At 74.2% G+C, this 18554-nt stretch carries 17 protein-coding genes; 10 read left to right on the top strand and 7 right to left on the bottom strand.

Annotation, left to right across the window (positions count from 1 at the left end; translation table 11 throughout):
• Positions 1-5: 5 nt before the first annotated feature.
• The 6 genes from ACWEPF_RS05685 (at position 6) to ACWEPF_RS05660 (ending at position 7322) form a co-directional block, all read left to right on the top strand.
• Positions 6-1208, top strand: a complete 1203-nt coding sequence (locus tag ACWEPF_RS05685; RefSeq protein WP_452171561.1) for a DegT/DnrJ/EryC1/StrS family aminotransferase — start codon at positions 6-8, stop codon at positions 1206-1208.
• A 49-nt stretch (positions 1209-1257) separates the two neighbouring features.
• Positions 1258-2256 (top strand): Gfo/Idh/MocA family protein, encoded by a 999-nt coding sequence (locus tag ACWEPF_RS05680; RefSeq protein WP_345290446.1) that lies wholly within the window; start codon positions 1258-1260, stop codon positions 2254-2256.
• Between the two features lie 21 nt (positions 2257-2277).
• Positions 2278-3420 carry a glycosyltransferase family 2 protein gene (locus tag ACWEPF_RS05675; protein ID WP_452171560.1) on the top strand — a complete coding sequence of 381 codons (1143 nt, stop codon included), beginning with the start codon at positions 2278-2280 and terminating at the stop codon, positions 3418-3420.
• Between the two features lie 17 nt (positions 3421-3437).
• Complete coding sequence (locus ACWEPF_RS05670; protein ID WP_452171559.1) at positions 3438-4823, top strand: nucleotide sugar dehydrogenase; 1386 nt, start codon at positions 3438-3440, stop codon at positions 4821-4823.
• Positions 4824-4906: 83 nt separating this feature from the next.
• On the top strand, positions 4907-6196 hold the full coding sequence (locus ACWEPF_RS05665; RefSeq protein ID WP_452171558.1) for a DUF445 domain-containing protein: 1290 nt from the start codon (positions 4907-4909) through the stop codon (positions 6194-6196).
• A 76-nt stretch (positions 6197-6272) separates the two neighbouring features.
• Positions 6273-7322 (top strand): adenosine deaminase, encoded by a 1050-nt coding sequence (locus ACWEPF_RS05660; RefSeq protein WP_345290450.1) that lies wholly within the window; start codon positions 6273-6275, stop codon positions 7320-7322.
• Between the two features lie 4 nt (positions 7323-7326).
• Here ACWEPF_RS05660 and ACWEPF_RS05655 read toward each other — a convergent pair whose 3' ends face one another.
• The 5 genes from ACWEPF_RS05655 to ACWEPF_RS05635 form a co-directional block, all read right to left on the bottom strand.
• On the bottom strand, positions 7327-8073 hold the full coding sequence (locus tag ACWEPF_RS05655; RefSeq protein ID WP_452171557.1) for a YidC/Oxa1 family membrane protein insertase: 747 nt from the start codon (positions 8071-8073) through the stop codon (positions 7327-7329).
• A 156-nt stretch (positions 8074-8229) separates the two neighbouring features.
• A complete protein-coding gene (locus ACWEPF_RS05650; protein ID WP_380149620.1) occupies positions 8230-8523 on the bottom strand; it encodes a DUF6412 domain-containing protein in 294 nt (97 codons plus the stop codon).
• A 94-nt stretch (positions 8524-8617) separates the two neighbouring features.
• Positions 8618-9700: a Gfo/Idh/MocA family protein gene (locus tag ACWEPF_RS05645; RefSeq protein ID WP_452171556.1), complete on the bottom strand. Its 1083-nt coding sequence runs from the start codon at positions 9698-9700 to the stop codon at positions 8618-8620.
• Positions 9701-9824: 124 nt separating this feature from the next.
• Entirely contained in the window at positions 9825-10748 is a 924-nt protein-coding gene (locus ACWEPF_RS05640) for a lytic polysaccharide monooxygenase auxiliary activity family 9 protein (RefSeq protein WP_452171555.1), read from the bottom strand.
• A gap of 394 nt (positions 10749-11142) precedes the next feature.
• A complete protein-coding gene (locus ACWEPF_RS05635) occupies positions 11143-11922 on the bottom strand; it encodes an HAD-IIA family hydrolase (RefSeq protein WP_380149618.1) in 780 nt (259 codons plus the stop codon).
• A gap of 323 nt (positions 11923-12245) precedes the next feature.
• Between ACWEPF_RS05635 and ACWEPF_RS05630 the strand changes: the two genes are divergently transcribed.
• On the top strand, positions 12246-12959 hold the full coding sequence (locus tag ACWEPF_RS05630; protein ID WP_345287808.1) for a uracil-DNA glycosylase: 714 nt from the start codon (positions 12246-12248) through the stop codon (positions 12957-12959).
• Between the two features lie 447 nt (positions 12960-13406).
• Positions 13407-14288 (top strand): glycoside hydrolase family 6 protein, encoded by an 882-nt coding sequence (locus ACWEPF_RS05625; protein ID WP_452171554.1) that lies wholly within the window; start codon positions 13407-13409, stop codon positions 14286-14288.
• A gap of 23 nt (positions 14289-14311) precedes the next feature.
• On the opposite strand, the gene ACWEPF_RS05620 is transcribed toward ACWEPF_RS05625, so the two are convergent.
• Together ACWEPF_RS05620 and ACWEPF_RS05615 are read right to left on the bottom strand one after the other, a co-directional pair.
• Positions 14312-15085 (bottom strand): 3-oxoacid CoA-transferase subunit B, encoded by a 774-nt coding sequence (locus ACWEPF_RS05620; RefSeq protein ID WP_452171553.1) that lies wholly within the window; start codon positions 15083-15085, stop codon positions 14312-14314.
• Between the two features lie 3 nt (positions 15086-15088).
• Positions 15089-15859 (bottom strand): CoA transferase subunit A, encoded by a 771-nt coding sequence (locus ACWEPF_RS05615; protein ID WP_452171552.1) that lies wholly within the window; start codon positions 15857-15859, stop codon positions 15089-15091.
• 384 nt (positions 15860-16243) lie between these two features.
• Here ACWEPF_RS05615 and ACWEPF_RS05610 point away from each other — a divergent pair, with 384 nt between their 5' ends.
• Positions 16244-17557 (top strand): substrate-binding domain-containing protein, encoded by a 1314-nt coding sequence (locus tag ACWEPF_RS05610; RefSeq protein ID WP_452171551.1) that lies wholly within the window; start codon positions 16244-16246, stop codon positions 17555-17557.
• Positions 17558-17658: 101 nt separating this feature from the next.
• On the top strand, positions 17659-18435 hold the full coding sequence (locus ACWEPF_RS05605; RefSeq protein WP_452171627.1) for an ABC transporter ATP-binding protein: 777 nt from the start codon (positions 17659-17661) through the stop codon (positions 18433-18435).
• Positions 18436-18554 lie beyond the last annotated feature (119 nt).

The raw sequence follows: 18554 nt of genomic DNA, 5'->3' as shown, positions 1-18554 counted from the left end.
CGGGGATGGCGGGGCAGACCGGCAGCACGGAGGGGCCGGTGCCGGTGGCGCGGCCGGTGATCGGGGACGAGGAGATCGCGGCGGCGGTGCGCGTGCTGCGCTCCGGCTCGGTGGTCCAGGGGCCCGAGGTCGCGGCGTTCGAGCGGGAGTTCGCGGAGCTGGTGGACGGCCGGGAGTGCGTGGCCGTCAACTCGGGCACCTCCGCCCTCCACCTGGCCCTGCTGGCCCTCGGCATCGGGCCGGGCGACGAGGTGGTGGTGCCCTCGTTCTCCTTCGCCGCCACCGCCAACGCCGTCCGGCTGGCCGGGGCCGAGCCGGTCTTCGCCGACATCGAGCCCGGGAGCTTCGGCCTGGACCCGGCCGCCGCGGCCGCCGCCGTCGGCCCCCGTACGGCAGCGCTGCTCCCCGTCCACCTGTACGGGCACCCCGCCGCCATGGGCGGGTTGGGGAGGCTGGCGGAGCGGCACGGACTGGCCGTGGTGGAGGACGCCTGCCAGGCGCACGGCGCAGCCCTGGGCGCCACTGCGGCCGGCGCCTTCGGGGCGGCGGGCTGCTTCAGCTTCTACCCGACCAAGAACATGCACGCCCTGGAGGGCGGCATGGTGACGGTGGCCGACCCGGCGGTGGCCCGGAAGCTGCGGCTGCTGCGCAACCAGGGCATGGAGCAGCGCTACCGGAACGAGATCGTCGGGGCCAACCTGCGGATGACGGACGTCTCCGCGGCCGTCGGCCGGGTCCAGCTGCGGCGGCTGCCGGTCGCCAACGAGCGGCGACGCGCCCATGCGGCCCTGCTGGACCGCGAGTTGGCCGGCCTCGGCGCGGCCGGGCTGGTCACCCCGGCGGTGGCGGCCGGGGCCCGGCACGTCTACCACCAGTACACCGTGCGCGTCCTCGGCGGCCGACGGGACCGGCTGCGCGGCGAGTTGGCGGCGGCGGGGGTGGGCAGCGAGGTGTACTACCCGGTGCCGATCCACCGGCTGCCGCCCTTCCGGGGCCGGTGGGAGCTGCCGGAGACGGACCTGGCGGCGGCCGAGGTGCTCTCGCTCCCGGTGCACCCCTCGCTGACGGAGCGGGAGGTGGCGCGGGTGGCGGAGGCGGTCCGCGGCGCCCTGGGCGCGGTCGGCCCGGTCGACCCGGTCGAGCTGGCTGGCCCGGCCGACCCGGCGCTACGCCGTGCGGACGGGGCGGTGTCGAGTGCGGTCGCCTGAGAGCGGGAGCCGGCCCGGACCGGTCAGGGCGGAGCAGCGGACCCGTTCCGTGGGGCGGCAGCGCAGCGGTGCCCCGCTGCGGGCCGGGCTGATCGGCTTCGGGGCGATGGGGCGCAACCACGCCCGGGTGCTCGGCGGCCTCCCCGGTGTCGAACTGGCCGGTGTGGTGGACCCGTTGGGAGGAGCGGGCCCGTGCGGGGTGCCGGTGCTGCGCAAGCTCGAACGGCTGCTCGCCCTCGGCATCGACTACGCGGTGGTGGCCTGCCCCACCGCCGAGCACGAGGCCGTCGGACTCCGGCTCGCGGAGGCGGGCGTGCCCGCGCTGATCGAGAAGCCGCTGGCCCCGGACTCCCGGGCGGCCGGCCGCCTGGTGGCCGCCTTCGACGGGCTGGTCGCCGGGGTGGGCCAGGTGGAGCGGTACAACCCGGCGCTCCAGCAGCTGCGCACCCGGCTCGCGGCGGGCGAGCTGGGCGAGGTCTACCAGGTGTCGACCCGCCGTCAGGGTCCCTTCCCGCAGCGGATCGCCGACGTCGGGGTGGTGCAGGACCTGGCCACCCACGACATCGACCTGACCGGCTGGATCACCGGCCAGGCCTACGCCTCGGTGGCGGCCAGGACGGTGCGCAAGAGCGGCCGTCCGCACGAGGACATGGTCGCGGTGGTGGGCACCCTCGCCGACGGCACCATGGTCAGCCACCTGGTGAACTGGCTCAGCCCGCAGAAGGAGCGCCAGGTCGCGGTCACCGGGGAGCGCGGCTGCCTGGTCGCCGACACCCTGACCGGTGACCTCACCCTGCACGCCAACGGCGCGGTGGCCACCGAGTGGGAGCTGGTCCGGGCCTTCCGCGGGGTGACCGAGGGCGACGTGGTCCGGTACGCCTTCCCCAAGCGGGAGCCGCTGCTCAGCGAGCACGAGCAGTTCCGGGAGGCGGTGGCCGGACGCCCGGCCACCATCGTCCCGCTGGCCGAGGGCCTGCGCACCGTCACGGTCGCCGAGTCCGTCCTGGCCGCCGCAGGGCGGCCCGTACCCCTGGAGGTGGCCGGATGAGCGCCGGTTGGAGGTGGCCGGATGAGTGCCGGTGAGGGGCGGGTGCCCGACGTCACCGTGGTGGTCGCGGTCTACGACACCATGCCGTACCTGACGGTCTGTCTGAGCTCCCTGGTGCGGCAGACCCTGGGCCCCGGACGCCTGGAGGTGGTCGCCGTGGACGACGGTTCCACCGACGGCAGCGGGGCCGAGCTGGACCGCTTCGCCGCCGCGCACCCCGGCCTGTTCCGGGTGGTCCACCAGCCCAACTCGGGCGGCCCCGCGGCCCCCAGCAACCGCGCCACCGACCTGGCCCGCGGCCGGTACGTGTTCTACCTGGGCGCGGACGACTGGCTCGGCCCGCGCGCGCTGGAGCTGATGGTCGCGATGGCCGACCGGTACGGCTCGGACGTGGTGCTCGGCCGGATGGTGGGTGAGGGCGGACGGCACGTCCCGCAGGGCGTCTTCGACCGGACCGAGCCCTCGGTCACCTTCGCCGACTCGGCGCTGGCCTGGGCGCTCTCCGACACCAAGCTGTTCCGCCGGGAGCCGCTGGTGCGGCACGGCGTCCGCCGCCGGGAGGACCTGCCGGTCTACTCCGACCAGCCCTTCACCCTGCAGGCCCTGCTGCGGGCCGAGGGCCCGGTCTCGGTGCTGGCCGACTACGACTGCTACCACGCGGTGCTCCGGGCCGACCGCGGCAACGTCACCGTCCGCTCCGGCCTGCTCAACCGGCTGCGCGGCCTGGAGGCGATCACCGCCGTGGTCGAGCAGTTCACCGCACCGGGCAGCCCCGAGCGCCGGGCGCTGAACCTCCGTCACTTCGGCTGGGACGTGCCGCAGCTGCTCCGGGCCGGCCTGCTCGACCTGGCGCCGGGCGAGCAGCGGCGGCTGGTGGAGGGCGTCGGGCGACTGGTGCGGGAGCACTGCTCGGTGCTCCCCGAGCTGGGGACCGCCGAGCGGCTGCGGCTGGAACTGGCGGCCGAGGGCCGCTGGCGGGCGGTGCGCGGTCTGGTCGAGGACGAGAGCGAGAGCCAGGGCGGGGCCGGGGCCGGCGGGGGGCCGGGGGAGCGGCTGGCGGTGCCGCGGCAGCTCTGGCGGGACGTGGTGCCGGAGCGGGCCCGGCGGGAGTTGCGGCGGCGGGCCGGGTGGCGGCGGTTCACCGCCAAGGTGAGCGGGGGCTGACGGGAGTGGTGGCGGAGATGGACGGCACGTCGGCGGCGGTGGCGGACGCGGCGGTGGGTGCGGTGACGGGCGCGGCGGCGGGTGCGGCGGGTGCGGCGGTGGACCGTACGGTCTGCGTGGTCGGGCTGGGCAAGATCGGGCTGCCGCTCGCGGTGCAGTGCGCCGGGAGCGGGTGGCGGGTGCTCGGGGCGGACGTCGCACCGCTGGTGGTCCGTCAGGTGAACGACGGCGAGCCCCCGTTCCCCGGGGAGCCCGAGCTTGCGGACCGGCTGAAGCGGGCCGTCGCGGAGGGCCGGCTGACCGCCGGGGGCGACACGGCGGCCGCCGTGGCCGGGGCCTCGGTGGTGGTGGTCGCGGTGCCGCTGCTCACCGCTCCCGACCACAGCCCGGACTTCGCCCTGCTGGACGCGGCCACCGACGCCGTGGCGGCCGGGCTGCGGCGCGGGGCGCTGGTCTCGTACGAGACCACCCTCCCGGTGGGCACCGTCCGGGGCCGGGTGGCCGAGCGGCTGGCGGCCCGCTCCGGGCTGCGCCCCGGAGCGGACTTCGGGCTGGTGTTCAGCCCCGAACGGGTCTCCTCGGGCAGCGTCTTCGCCGATCTGCGCCGCTACCCCAAGCTGGTCGGCGGCATCGACGAGCGCTCCACCCGGCAGGGCGTGGAGTTCTACGCCGCGGTGCTGGACTTCGACCACCGGCCCGAGCTGCCCCGGCCGAACGGCGTGTGGGCGCTGGCGTCCGCCGAGGCGGCCGAGTTCGCCAAGCTGGCCGAGACCACCTACCGGGACGTCAACATCGGGCTGGCCAACCAGTTCGCCCGCTACGCCGACCGGATCGGGGTGGACTTCGCCGAGGTGGCCGAGGCCTGCAACTCCCAGCCCTACAGTCACCTGCACCGTCCCGGCGTGGCGGTCGGCGGCCACTGCATCCCGGTCTACCCCCGGCTCTACCTCTGGGGCGACCCCTCCGCGACCGTGGTCCGCGCCGCCCGGGAGGCCAACCTCGCCATGCCCGGCCACGCGGTGGACCGGCTGGCCGCCGTGCTCGACCTGACGGACCGTCCGGTGCTGGTGCTCGGCGCGGCCTACCGGGGCGGGGTGAAGGAGACCGCCTGCTCCGGCGTCTTCCCGCTGGTCGACGCCCTCTGGGCGGCCGGGGCCCGGCCGTACGTCGCCGACCCGCTGTACGGGGCCGAGGAGCTGACCGCGCTCGGGCTGCCGCCACACCGGGGCGAGCCGGTGAGCGCGGCGATCGTGCAGACCGACCACGCCGAGTACCGGACCCTGGGGGCCGAGCAGCTGCCCGGGGTGCGGGTGCTGCTGGACGGGCGGCGGGTCACCGATCCGGCGCGCTGGGCCGGAGTGCACCGGATCGTGCTCGGCGGCGGGGCCGGCCCGTCGTGCTGAACTCCTCGGGGTGACCCGGAACTGCCCCTGAACTCCACCGCGCCCCGGCCGTCTCCGGCCGGAGTCCGGGGCAGACTGGCGGGGTGAGTGCCGATCAGACGGCCGGGACCGGGGTCCGGTTCACCGCCGCCGACGAGGAGAAGCGCCGGGGCGTCCGGCGGATGAAGCTGTTCGCCACCGGGCTGCTCGGGGTGGCCACGGTGGTCTTCGGCCTGGCCACCTGGGCCGACGCCGCCGGGGCGGGCGCCTGGGCCGGGTACGTGGCGGCCGCCGCCGAGGCCGGGATGGTGGGTGCGCTGGCGGACTGGTTCGCCGTCACCGCGCTGTTCCGCCGCCCGTTCGGGCTGCCGATCCCGCACACCGCGATCATCCCGACCAAGAAGGACGCCTTCGGCAAGTCGCTCGGCGACTTCGTCGGCGACAACTTCCTCTCCGCGCCGGTGGTCCGCGAACGGCTGGGCCGGATGGGCATCGCCCGGAGGCTCGGCGAGTGGCTGGCCGCGCCGGGCAGCGCCGAGCGGGTCACCAGCGAGGCCGCCGCCGCGCTGCGCGGGGTGCTCGCGGTGCTCAACGACGACGACGTGCAGGCCGTGGTGGCCGAGGCGGTCACCCGCCGGGCGGCCGCCACCTCGGTGGCCGAACCGGCCGGCCGGCTGCTCGGCAAGGTGGCCGCCGACGGCGGTCACCACGGGGTGGTGGACCTGGTCGCCGTCCGGGTGCACGACTGGCTGACGCGGCACCACCAGGACGTGGTGGGGCGGATCACCCAGAAGACCCCGGGCTGGACCCCGAAGTTCATCGACCACCAGGTCGGCGAGCGGGTCTACAAGGAGCTGATGCGCTTCGTCACCGACATCCGGGACGACCCGCACCATCCGGCCCGGGGCGCGGTCGACGACTTCCTCGCCGACTTCGCCGTTGAGCTCCAGCAGGACCCGGCCACCATCGCCCGGGTGGAGCGGGCCAAGGACGAGCTGCTCGCCCGCCCGGAGGTGCAGGACCTGATCGCCTCCTCCTGGGCGGCCGTCCGCACCCTGGTGCTGACCGCTGCCGAGGACGAGGAGAGCGAGCTGCGGCGCCGCATCCGCGACGGCCTGCGCGCGTTCGGGAGCCGGCTGGCCACCGACCGGCGGCTCCAGGCCAAGGCGGACGGCTGGCTGCAGGACGCCGCCGGGTACGTCGTGCAGACCTACCGGGCCGAGATCACCGCGCTGATCTCCGACACCGTGGCCGGCTGGGACGCCGACGACGCCTCCCGGAAGATCGAGGCCAACGTCGGGCGGGACCTCCAGTTCATCCGGATCAACGGCACCGTGGTCGGCGCGCTGGCCGGGTTGCTCATCCACACCGTGGCGGTGGCGCTCGGGGGCTGACGGCGTGTCCGACGCATCGGGCACGGCGGAGTTAGCATGCAGCGACTGCAACGGTGCACGAGGTGAGGAGAACGCAGTGGTCGAGAGCGCCGAGGGCAAGCGGGACATCGGGGCGTTCATCGCGGGGATGCCCAAGGCCGAGCTGCACGTCCACCACGTCGGCTCCGCCTCGCCCCGGGTGGTGGCCGAGCTGGCGGCCCGTCACGAGGGCCGGACCAAGGTGCCGCTGGACCCGGCCGCGCTGGCCGAGTACTTCACCTTCACCGACTTCGCGCACTTCATCGAGGTCTACCTGAGCGTGGTCGACCTGATCCGGGACGCCGAGGACGTCCGCGCCCTCACCTACGGCGTGGCCGAGGACATGGCCCGGCAGAACATCCGCTACGCCGAGCTGACCGTCACCCCCTACTCCTCGGTCAGCCGGGGCATCCCGGACGTGGCCTTCATGGAGGCCATCGAGGACGCCCGCAAGTCCGCCGAGAAGGACCTCGGCGTGGTGCTCCGCTGGTGCTTCGACATCCCCGGCGAGGCCGGTCTGGCCGCCGCCGAGGAGACCGCCCGGCTGGCCGTCGACCTGGCCCCCGAGGGCCTGGTCAGCTTCGGCCTCGGCGGCCCGGAGATCGGCGTGCCGCGGCCGCAGTTCAAGCCCTACTTCGACCGGGCCCGGGCGGCCGGCCTGCGCAGCGTCCCGCACGCGGGCGAGACCACCGGGCCGGAGACCGTCTGGGACGCGATCCGGGTGCTGGGCGCCGAGCGGATCGGCCACGGCACCCAGGCGGTCAAGGACCCGGCCCTGCTGGACTTCCTCGGCGAGCACCGCATCCCGCTGGAGGTCTGCCCGACGTCCAACATCGCCACCCGGGCGGTGGAGCGGATGGAGGACCACCCGATCCGTCAGATGGTGGACGCCGGGCTGCTGGTGACGGTCAACAGCGACGACCCGCCGATGTTCGGCACCGACCTGAACACCGAGTACCAGGTCGCGGCCCGGCTGCTCGGCCTGGACGAGACGGGCGTGGCCGGGCTGGCCCGCAACGCGGTCGAGGCGAGCTTCCTGGACGCACCCGGCAAGGCCCGGCTGATCGGTGAGATCGACCGCTACCTCGCCGGGTGGGACCGGGGCTGAGGCCTCAGGCCTCGGCCTTCCTCCTCTTCCGCGCCACCGTCCGCGCCACCGTGGCACCGGCCTCCGCCGTGGGGTCGGTGCCGCGGTGCAGCCAGGCGCGTTCGGCGAGGGTCCAGGCGGTGGTGGTGAGCAGGTAGAGCGCCCCGGCGAGCGGGAGCACCAGGGCGAACAGCGCGGTGCCGTAGGAGAGGTACGGCGCGATCCCGGTGCCCGGGGCGGGCGGGGTCGTGGCTGTGGTCGGCTGGGCGGCCATGGTCCGGCGGGCGCGGCGGAAGCCCAGCCAGCCGAGGGCCGCGAGGGCGGCGAACACGGCGGCGAAGAGGGCGAGTTCGGGGCCGGAGCGGGCGGCGCTCGGGTGCAGGCCGAGCGGGACGCCGAACAGCGTCGCGCCGAGGAGGTCGTTCGGCGTGGTGAAGAGCCGGTACATCACGGTGAAGAACGGCAACTGGGCCAGCATCGGCAGGCAGCCGGCGAACGGCGACGCCCCCTCCGTCCGGTACAGCTCCGCGGTCGCCTCGCGCAGCCTCTCCGGCCGCCCCTTGTGCGTGCGGCCCAACTCGGCCAGCTGGGGCGCCAGCCGGGCCCGGACCCGTTCGCCCCTGGCGGCGGCGCGGGCCAGCGGGTGGAGCAGCAGTCGGACGGCGGCGGTGAACAGGACGACGGCGAGGGCGGTCGGCAGGTGCGCGGCGAGCGCCGCGACGGCGTCGTGGGCCAGGCCGACGGCGGGGTCGAGCAGGGTGAAGACGGACATGACGGGGTGAGCCCTCCGGGGTCTCTGGGGGCGCGCGGCGGTGCGTGGCGTGCTTGGGCACGCGGGCACACGGGCGCGCGCGGGGGTGAGAGGTCGGCGGAGGACGGCCGGTGAGCTGGGGTTCCGGGGGTGCGGGTACTGCCGGGTGACGCGTGCTCAGGCGGCCGTCGGGGCCGCGCCCGGTGCCCTGGGGCGGCGACGGCCGCGGGCGTCCGGATCACGCTGGGGCAGGAAGGCCGAGCGGTAGGCGCGTCGGCGCAGTGCGCGGTCGCGGACCGCGCTCGGGGCCCGTGCCCCGAGGAGACGGGCGGTGGCCAGCGCGGTGGCGGCCACCCCGGCCAGCAGGACCAGGGTGGCGGCCGCCGCGACGGCGCCGAGGCCGCCGGAGGACATCAGCTGATCGCCCGTCAGCAGGCGCACCAGGCCGAGCAGTACGGCGAGCAGTGTCATCGGCCGGACCTCCTCGGGCTGGTTGGCGTGCTGGTTGGCGTGCGTTCGGTCCGATCATCCTACGGGCGTCGTCGGGCGCGGGGCAGGGGGCCCGTCACTTCCCGTCGAGGCGGACGGTGGTGCCGGTGGCGGAGGAGGTGCGGGCCGCCTCCAGGACGGTGAGGGTGGCGACGGCGTCCCGAGGGTCGACCGGCGGCGGGGTTCCGTCGGCGAGGGCGGCGGCGATGCCCGCGTAGTAGGCGGGGTAGTCGCCGGGGGCGGTCGGCGCCGGGACGGAGGACTCGTCGGTGCCGAGCACGCCGTAGGCGGCCGGGCTCTCGGTGCCCCAGGGGGAGCCGGGAGCGGGCCGGTGGCCGGTGCGCAGCTCGGCCTCCTGCGGGTCCATGCCGTACTTGACGTAGCCGGCCGAGTCGCCGAGCACCCGCAGGCGCGGGCCGCCGAGCGGGCTGAGCGCGCTGGTCCACAGGTGGGAGCGGACGCCGGAGGCGTGGCTCAGGGCGAGGAAGGCGTCGTCGTCCACCACGGCGCCGTCCCGGAGGGTCTCGACCTCGGCGTAGACCGTGTCCACCGGGCCGAACAGGGTGAGCGCCTGGTCCACCAGGTGGCTGCCCAGGTCGTACAGGGTACCGCCGACCTCGGCCGGGTCGGCCAGTTCACGCCAGCCCGGCTTGGGCTTGGGGCGGAAGCGCTCGAAGCGGGACTCGAAGCGGTGCACCCGGCCGAGCGCACCGGACTCCACGAGGTGACGGGCGGTCAGGAAGTCGCCGTCCCAGCGGCGGTTCTGGAAGACCGAGAGCAGCACGCCGCGCCGTTCGGCGAGCGCGCAGAGCTCGGCCGCCTCTGCGGCGGTGGCGGCCAGCGGCTTGTCCACCACGGTGGGCACGCCGGCGGCGATCGCGGCCCGGGCCAGCGGCACGTGGGTGCGGTTCGGGGAGGCGATCACGACCAGGTCGATCCGCCCGTCGGCGGCCTCGGCGAGGAGTTGCTCGGGGGTGTCGAGGGGGCGGGCGCCAGGGTGCTGCTGCAGCAGCTGGGCGCGGCGGTCGGGGTTGGCGGTGACCACCGCGTCCAGCCGCAGACCCGGGGTGGTGGCGATCAGCGGGGCGTGGAAGGCGGAGCCGGCCAGGCCGTAGCCGATCAGGCCGACGCGGAAGGGGGGAGGGGGAGTGCTGCTCATCCCCCTACCCAACCACGGCGGCGGTGCGGGCCAGCGGTGCCGGGCGGCCGCGCCGCGATGCGGCGGGGCCACCCGGCACCTGGGCCGTCCGGGCGTAGGTCGTCCGGGCCTGGGTCGTCCGGGCTCAGCGGCTCGACTCGACGGTGGCGCGACGGCGGCGGTGCAGGAAGGCGACGGTGCCGCCGGCCAGCAGGAAGGAGGTGCCGACGGCGGTCATCAGGCCCGTGGAGCGGTCGGTGCCGGTCTCGGCCAGCTGGGTCCTGGGGGCGGTGCTGGTGTTGTTGGCGATCACCGGGGCCTCGGCCGGGGCCCCGGCGGCGGGGGCGGCGACCGGGACGGCGTTGTGGTCGTGGTGGGCGGCGGCGTCCGAGGCCGGGGCGACCGCCGGGGCGGCGGCGGGGGCCTTGCCGGTGCCGTCGAAGGTGACGTCCGAGCAGGTGTAGAAGGCCTCCGGGCTGTCCGAGCGCTGCCAGATCGCGTAGACCATCTGACGGCCCGTCTTCCCGGTCGGGATGGTCACCGGGAAGGTGTAGTAGCCGTCCACCACCTGGGGGTCGGTGATGCTCGCGAACGGGGTGGTGTCCAGGTTCGACCAGCTCAGCGCCACGTTGGGGTTGTAGGTGCTGTTGGTCATGAAGAGCTGGAAGGTGCCGCGGTGCGGCGCGGTGGCGCGGAACTTGAAGTTGGTCTTGGCACCGGCGGTGAGGTTGGTGGCCGGCCAGTCGTTGCGGGCCAGGTCGAGGCCGACGAACTCGTTGGCGCCGGCGCTGCACAGGCGGCCGTCCGGGATCAGCTGGCGGTGGCGGCCGGCCGCGTCGCCGATCCGCACGCCGTTCCAGTCGTACATGGCCTGGGTGCCGCCGAACGCGATGGCGGCCTTGCAGGCGGCCGACTTGGGCTGCTCCGGGCCCTCCAGGTAGCAGCCGTAGACCCGGCTGAGCGGGTTCTGCAGGGACCCGTGCGCGGAGGCGGCGCCGGTGCCGAGTACGGTGGACGCGAGCGCGGTGCCGGCCAGGGTGAACACGGCTGCGGTGCGGCGGAATGACATGGGTGGGTGCTCCGTTCAGCAATCAGCGGTGGGGGTCACCGGGTGCGGCGGTGTGGGGCCGCCGCGGTCGGCGATGTGGGGTCGCTGTGGAGACCGTAGCCATGGGGCGTCCGGGAGTTGACGGGCCTTCAGATTGTTAGGAAGCCCTTAAGGCTCCCTTGAGGTCGGCATCAGGACGCGGTCCGAGGGCGGAGCGGGCCGTCCGGTGTGCGGGACCGGCGCCGGGTGAATGGTCTGGACCGGTCGAGGCCGGAGGTCTGGACCGGATGGTGCCAGAGGTCTGGACCGGCTGAAGCCGGTGGCCCGGGGCGGCCGATGCCGGGGTCTGAACCGGTGGCCTGGACCGGGGCTGGACCGGGGGTCCGGCCCGGGCGGGCGGGACCCCCGGTGGGGCTCAGATCAGGTCGACCAGGTCGGCGATCGAGTCGGCCACCCGGGTCGGGCGGTACGGGAAGCGCTCCACCTCGTGGGCCTGGGTCAGGCCGGTGAGGACCAGGAAGGTCGACATGCCGGCCTCCATGCCCGAGACGATGTCGGTGTCCATCCGGTCGCCGATCATCGCGCTGTTCTCGGAGTGGGCACCGATCGCGTTCAGTCCGGCCCGCATCATCAGCGGGTTGGGCTTGCCGACGAAGTACGGCTCGACGCCGGTGGCCTTGGTGATGAGGGCCGCGACCGCACCGGTGGCGGGGAGGGCGCCCTCGGCGGAGGGACCGGTCTCGTCCGGGTTGGTGGCGATGAACCGGGCGCCGTCGTTGATCAGGCGGACGGCCTTGGTCATGGCCTCGAAGGAGTAGGTCCGGGTCTCGCCGAGGACCACGAAGTCGGGGTCGGTGTCGGTGAGGACGTAACCCACGTCGTGCATCGCCGTCGTCAGGCCGGCCTCGCCGATGACGTAGGCGGTGCCGTTCGGACGCTGGTCGTCCAGGAACTTGGCGGTGGCCAGCGCCGAGGTCCAGATGTGCTCGGCGGGAACGTCGAGGCCCATCCGGGCCAGCCGGGCGTGCAGGTCCCGCTGGGTGTAGATCGAGTTGTTCGTCAGGACCAGGAACGGCTTCCCGGACTCCCGCAGCCGCTTGATGAAGGCGTCCGCCCCGGGGATCGGCACGCCCTCGTGGATGAGGACTCCGTCCATGTCGGTGAGCCAGGTCTCGATGGCCTTGCGTTCTGCCACGTAGGTGTCTCCCTAAGGTCTTGCGATGGTCCGGAAGCGCACGGACCGGACGCCTGTGGCCGGCCGGGCGGTACTGACTGCCCCAACGCCGGCAAGCCTAGTCGGCCCGGGGCCGTAGGGGCAGGTGGGGAGCGGTCGCGGACGACGGGGTGGGGGTGGGCGGCTGCTGGCGGCTGCGGGCCGGCGAGTGACCCGGTCCCCGGTTCGGTGAGCGGTCCGGTTCACGGTTCGGTGAACGGCCCGACGATCGGTTCGGGGGTGTCGGCGGGGGTGTGTAGCGTTCGGGGTGTTGGAGACGGGTTTGTCGTGAAAGGCAGTGGGTCGTGACGGAGTTGGTGGAGACCGTGGCCGCGTTCGAGGTGCCGGAGTCCTGGCGGGCGGCGCTGGCCGGGGAGTTGGCGAAGCCGTACTTCGCCCAGCTGACGGACTTCGTGGCGGAGCAGCGGGCCGAGCACCAGGTCTTCCCGCCCAGCGGGCAGGAGTTCGCGGCGCTGGCGGCGACCCCGTACGACAAGGTCCGGGTGCTGGTGCTCGGGCAGGACCCGTACCACGACGACAACCAGGCGCACGGGATGAGCTTCTCGGTGCAGCCCGGGATCAAGATCCCGCCGTCGCTGCGGAACATCTACAAGGAGCTGGACGCCGACCTCGGCGTTCCCGCGCCGGACCACGGCTACCTGATGAAGTGGGCCGAGCAGGGCGTCCTGCTGCTCAACGCGGTGCTCACCGTGCGTGCGCACGAGGCCAACTCCCACAAGGGCAAGGGCTGGGAGAAGTTCACTGACGCGGTGATCTCGGCGGTCAGCGCCCGCGAGGAGCCCTGCGTCTTCGTGCTCTGGGGCAACTACGCCAAGAAGAAGCTGCCGCTCATCGACACCACCCGCCACGTGGTGGTGCAGGGCGCCCACCCGTCGCCGCTGTCGGCGAAGCTGTTCCACGGCAGCCGGCCCTTCTCGCAGATCAACGAGGCCTTGGTCGAGTTCGGCGGCGAGCCGATCGACTGGCAGCTGCCGAAGCTCGCGGACCTGGAGGCCTGAGTCCGGCTCCTGGCCTGACGCCTGGTCTGACTCCTGGCCAGGCCCCGGGGCCTGGTCTCGGGCCCGGCCCAGGGGCCTGAGCGCTGGGTCTCCCCAGACGGACGCCCGTGGTCGGTGCGGCCCTGCTGTGCGAGGCTGGCGGGCGGAACCGATCACGGGTTCGGGCTGGGTGGGGCGAGGCGGGGCAGGGAGGCGGGGCGGGTGCTGCGGCGCTGGTTCGGGGTGGCGGGGGCCTTGCTGGTCCTGACGGGCTGCGGAGCTGCCGGACCGTCAGGGAACGGTGGGACCACGGCTTCGGGGGCGGCGGTGACGGCCCGGCCCTCGGGCGCTCCGGATGGGCCGGGTGGTTCGGGCGGTCCGAGTGCTCCGAGTGCTGCGAGTGGTCCGGGCGGTGGCCCGAGTGGTGATCCGACGATTCCGAGCATCTCCGCCGCCGATTCGGGGGGCGTGACGCCGGCCCCGACGGGGGACGCGGTCGCCGCCGGGGGGTTCTACGTCTCTCCGTTCGGCTCCGCCCAGCGCGCGGCCGGGAAGGCGTCGGGGGCCGAAGCGGCAGCGCTGAGCCGGATCGCCCGGAGCTCGGCGGCGCTCTGGCTCACCGGTGCCGACGCCGGGCAGCTGGCCGAGGTGCAGAGCCGACGCGCTGCGCTGGAGGGGCGGCTGCCGCTGTTGGTCGCCTACGGCATCCCGAACCGGGACTGCGGCCTGTACTCGGCCGGTGGGGCCGCCGACGGTGCGGCGTACCGGGCGTGGATCGACCGGGTCGCTGCCGGGCTGGCCGACCGGCCGGCCTGGGTGGTGCTGGAGCCGGACGCGGTCGCCCACGCGGTGGACGGCTGCGCCGGGGTGGACGCCGAGCGCTTCGGCCTGCTGGCTTACGCGGTGGGCGAGTTGAAGAAGCACCCGAAGGTGCGGGTCTACCTCGACGCCGGTAACGCGGGTTGGGTGCACGACCGGTCCGCCCTGGCCCGCGCGCTGGAGCGCGCGGGCATCGGTGCGGCGGACGGCTTCGCCCTCAACGTCTCCAACTTCTACTCCACCGAGGAGAGTTACGCCTACGGGCGGGAGGTGTCGGCGGCGCTCGGCGGCAAGCGCTTCGTGATCGACACCAGCCGGAACGGCAAGGGCTCGCCCGGTGGCGGGCGTTGGTGCAACCCGCAGGGTCGGGCCCTCGGGCAGGAACCCACCACCCGGACCGGCCGGGAGGGGCTGGACGCACTGCTCTGGGTGAAGATCCCGGGGGAGTCCGACGGCGACTGCGGCCGGGGCGAGCCCGCGGCGGGGGAGTTCTGGATCTCCTACGCACTGGGACTGGCCGGGGCGGCCTGACAGGCGTGGCCTGCTCCTGGAAGTCAGAGCAGACGGGGGCCGGTCGCGGCCTGGACCTCCTCGAAGGTGTGGCCGGGGGCGACCTCGACCAGCCGCAGGCCCTCAGGGGTGACGTCGATGACGGCCAGGTCGGTGACGATGCGGTGCACGACTCGCCGTCCGGTGGCGGGAAGTGACAGCTCGTCGACGATCTTCGGTGAGCCGTCCTTGGCCGTGTGCTCCATCACGACGATGACTTGGCGGGCGCCGTGCACCAGGTCCATCGCGCCGCCCATGCCCTTGACCATCTTGCCGGGGATCATCCAGTTGGCCAGGTCACCCGAGGCCGAGACCTGCATCGCGCCGAGCACCGAGACGTCGATCCGGCCCGCTCGGATCATGCCGAAGGAGACGGCGGAGTCGAAGTAGGCGGCACCGTCGGCGACGGTGACGGTCTCCTTGCCGGCGTTGATCACGTCGGGGTGCTCCTCGCCGGCGACGGGGTACGGGCCGACGCCGAGGATGCCGTTCTCGGAGTGCAGCACCACGTGCACGCCGGGCGGGAGGTGATCGGGGATCAGGGTGGGGAGTCCGATGCCCAGGTTCACGTACTGACCGTCGCTCAACTCCCGGGCGGCGCGGGCGGCCAACAGGTGACGGGGGTCGGCGCTGCCGCCGGTCGTGGTCGGTGAGGCGGTGCCGGTCGGCGTGATGGTGCCGGTCCTTGTGTCGGTGTCGGCCCCTGTGTCGGTGTCGGGCCGGGCGTCTGTGGCGGCGGTCCGTGCGTGGGTGGTGGCCAGCGGGTCGGTGGTGGTCATGGTTCAGTGCCCCTGGAAGTCGGTGCGGACGGTACGGACGGTGCGGCGCTCGATCCGGCGGTCGTCCGGGTCCGCGGCGACCACCCGGTCGACGTAGATGCCGGGCAGGTGGACGGCGTCCGGCGGGATGGCGCCGGGCTCGACGATCCGGTCGGCCTCGACCAGGGTGATCCGACCGGCGCCCGCGCAGAGCGGGTTGAAGTTGCGCGCGGTGGCGTGGAAGACGCAGTTGCCGTGGCGGTCCGCGACCTCGGCGCGGACCAGCGCGAAGTCGGTGTTGATGGCCTCCTCCAGCAGGTAGCGGCGGCCGCCGAACTCCCTCGTCTCCTTGGGCGGTGAGGCCACGGCCACGCCCCCGTCGGGGGCGTACCGCCAGGGCAGCCCGCCCTCCTCGACCTGGGTGCCGATTCCGGCCGGGGTGAAGAAGGCGGGGATGCCCGCTCCACCGGCCCGCAGACGTTCGGCCAGGGTGCCCTGCGGTGTGAGCTCCACCTCCAACTCTCCGGCGAGGTACTGGCGGGCGAACTCCTTGTTCTCCCCGACGTAGGAGGAGGTCATCCGTGCGATCCGACCGGCCCGCAGCAGGAGGCCGAGGCCCCAGTCGTCCACGCCGCAGTTGTTGGAGACCACCCGGAGCCCCGTCGTGCCGGCCTCGGCCAGCGCGCCGATCAGGGTGCTGGGGATGCCGCAGAGGCCGAAGCCTCCGACGGCCAGGGCGGCGCCGTCGGGGATGTCCCCGACCGCGAGGGCCGGGGAGTCCAGAACCTTGTCCAAGGTAGTCACCTCATGAGGGGTTGGGAGCCTGCTGCGCTCCCACCTTCACTGCGCGGCCGCGCGGCTTTCCATGGCGGCCGGGGCCATGGGACGGGTGGACGCCATGGGTGTGCGGCACATCCGCCGAGGCGCTTCCGCGCCCGAGGGGTGCGATATGGCGGGCCGTCACACAATCCCGGGGGCTGCTGCGTCGTCCCGTCACATGTCGCCGGGCAGGTGGCGCACCTACGGTTCCGGAATCCACCACCACCGTTGTCGCACCGACAGCCGCCCCTCGCGGGCACTTCGGGACGGTCGGTCGCACCCCGAGCCGCACAGCCGCAGCGCTCGGACCCACAGCCCCACCCCCACCGCCGTAGCCCCAGCCGTCAGGAGTCGGACACCATGCGCAAGACCACCCTCAGCACCAGAGCCGCAGTCCGGACGGATCGTCAGGCGGGCAGCCCGGCCGCCTCTGTGGGGGACGGCGGCCGGACGCGGCGGCGGGGGCTGGCCCTCGTCGCGGCCTGCGGGTTGCTCGTGACGGGTGCCGTGGGCTGCGCCAAGGCCGGGACGGCCGGGACCACCTCGGCCGACGGCGGGGCCGGGGCGGCCAAGAGCCCGGTCAAGGTCGGCCTGGTGTACTCCAAGACCGGGCCGCTGGCGGCCTACGGCAAGCAGTACCTGGAGGGCTTCAAGGCCGGTCTGGACTACGCGACCAAGGGCACGGGCGCGGTGGACGGGCACCCGGTCGAGCTGGCCGAGCAGGACGACGCGGGCGACCCGGCCAAGGCGGTCTCGGCGGCCAAGGACCTGATCGGCAAGGGGCACAAGATCCTGGCCGGCTCGACCGCGTCGGGCGTCGCGCTCCAGGTCGGGCCGATCGCGGCGCAGAACAAGGTGCTCTTCATCAGCGGCCCGGCCGCCGCCGACAAGGTCACCGGGCTGAACAAGTACACCTTCCGTTCCGGTCGTCAGTCGTACCAGGACATCCGGACCGCGGCCTCCTTCATCGGTGACGCCAAGGGCAAGAAGGTCGCGGTGCTGGCCCAGGACAACGCCTTCGGCCAGGCCAACGTGGCGGCGGTGAAGGCGGTGCTCGGGGAGCAGGGCGCCGGCGTGGAGGCGGTGCTCGCCCCGCCGAGCGCCACCGACCTCACCCCCTTCGCGACCCAGGCCAAGTCGACCAAGCCCGACCTGCTGTTCGTGGCCTGGGCGGGAGAGACCGCCGCCGCACTCTGGACCTCCCTCAACCAGCAGGACGTCTTCACCTCGACCAAGGTGGTCACCGGGCTCGACCTGGCGGCCTCCTACCCGCTCTTCGGCCCGGCGGCCGAGAAGATCTCCTTCCTGAACCACTACTTCGACGGTGCGGCCGGCACCGAGGTCGAGAAGGCGATGAGCGCCGCCGTCACCAAGGCCGGTGCCAAGCCCGACATCTTCACCCCCGACGGCTTCACGGCGGCCCAGATGGTGGTGCACGCGATCGAGGCCAACAAGGGCTCGGCCGATGACACCGACGCGCTGGTGAAGGCGTTGGAGGGGTGGAGCTTCGACGGGGTGAAGGGCCGGCTGACCGTCCGGGCCGAGGACCACGCGCTGCTCCAGCCGATGTTCCAGGTGAAGCTGACCGGCGTCGGTGCCTCCGCCAAGCCCTCGGTGGAGAAGACCGTCGGAGCCGACCAGGTGGCGCCTCCGGCCGCCAAGATCGCGGGCTGATCCCGGTGGCGGAACGCGTGGCCGTGACCGCCGCCGAGGCGGTGAGCACGGCGGGAGGACCGGGCACGGGACAGTCGGGCGGTGAGCGTCCGGACGGGAACCTGTTGGGCGAGGACCAGCCGGGGCTGTCGGAGAAGGTGCTGCGACTGCGCGGCGTCGGCTGGTCGGTGCGTGGGGTGCCGATCGTCGAGGACGTCTCGTTCGAGGTGCGGGAGGGCGAGTTCATCGCCTTCATCGGACCGAACGGAGCCGGCAAGACCTCCCTCTTCAACCTGATCTCCGGCATCTACCCGGCGACCCACGGCTCGATCGAGCTCGACGGTGCGGACATCACCACCGAGTCGGTGCACGGCAGGGCCCGTCGGGGCCTCGGCCGGACCTTCCAGACCTCCTCGCTGTGGACCGGGATGACAGTGGCGGACCACGTCCGGCTCGCGGCCCAGGCGGCGGCCGGGCCGGGGGCCTCGCACCGGATCTGGCGGCGGGCCGGGCGGTACGCCACCCAAGTCGCCGAGACCCTCGAACGGACCGAACTCGCCCACCGCGCCGACACCTTGGCCGGAGCCCTCTCGCACGGCGAGAAGCGCAAGCTCGAACTGGCGGTGCTGCTGGTCTCCGACCCTCGGCTGATCCTGCTGGACGAGCCGATGGCCGGCGTCAGCGCGGAGGAGGTTCCTGCCCTGACCGCGCTGATCCGCTCGGTGCACCGGGACCTCGGCCGCACCGTACTGATGGTGGAGCACCACATGGACGTCCTGCTCGGCCTGGCCGACCGGCTGGCCGTGATGCACCACGGCACGCTGCTCGCACTCGACACGCCTACGGCAGTGATGGCCGACGCCACCGTGCAGCAGGCCTACCTGGGGGAGGGGCTGTGACCGACTCCCACGACCCCGCCGCCACGGGTGCTCCTTCCGCTGCTCCTTCTTCCGTTCCTTCCTCCGTGCGCCGCCCCTTCTCGTCCTCCTCCGAGCACTCCTCCCCGGTCTCTCCGTCC

The sequence above is a fragment of the Kitasatospora sp. NPDC004289 genome, assembly GCF_053602875.1.
Note: the sequence above shows the minus strand (reverse complement) of the source record. Positions and strands in the feature narration are given on the sequence as shown.

Bases quoted from the DNA above. Each gene is read 5' to 3' on its own strand.
- ACWEPF_RS05685 (WP_452171561.1), top strand. From the start codon at position 6: ATGGCGGGGCAGACCGGCAGCACGGAGGGGCCGGTGCCGGTGGCGCGG.
- ACWEPF_RS05675 (WP_452171560.1), top strand. From the start codon at position 2,278: ATGAGTGCCGGTGAGGGGCGGGTGCCCGACGTCACCGTGGTGGTCGCG.
- ACWEPF_RS05670 (WP_452171559.1), top strand. From the start codon at position 3,438: ATGGACGGCACGTCGGCGGCGGTGGCGGACGCGGCGGTGGGTGCGGTG.
- ACWEPF_RS05655 (WP_452171557.1), bottom strand. From the start codon at position 8,073: ATGTCCGTCTTCACCCTGCTCGACCCCGCCGTCGGCCTGGCCCACGAC.
- ACWEPF_RS05650 (WP_380149620.1), bottom strand. From the start codon at position 8,523: ATGACACTGCTCGCCGTACTGCTCGGCCTGGTGCGCCTGCTGACGGGC.
- ACWEPF_RS05645 (WP_452171556.1), bottom strand. From the start codon at position 9,700: ATGAGCAGCACTCCCCCTCCCCCCTTCCGCGTCGGCCTGATCGGCTAC.
- ACWEPF_RS05640 (WP_452171555.1), bottom strand. From the start codon at position 10,748: ATGTCATTCCGCCGCACCGCAGCCGTGTTCACCCTGGCCGGCACCGCG.
- ACWEPF_RS05620 (WP_452171553.1), bottom strand. From the start codon at position 15,085: ATGACCACCACCGACCCGCTGGCCACCACCCACGCACGGACCGCCGCC.
- ACWEPF_RS05610 (WP_452171551.1), top strand. From the start codon at position 16,244: ATGCGCAAGACCACCCTCAGCACCAGAGCCGCAGTCCGGACGGATCGT.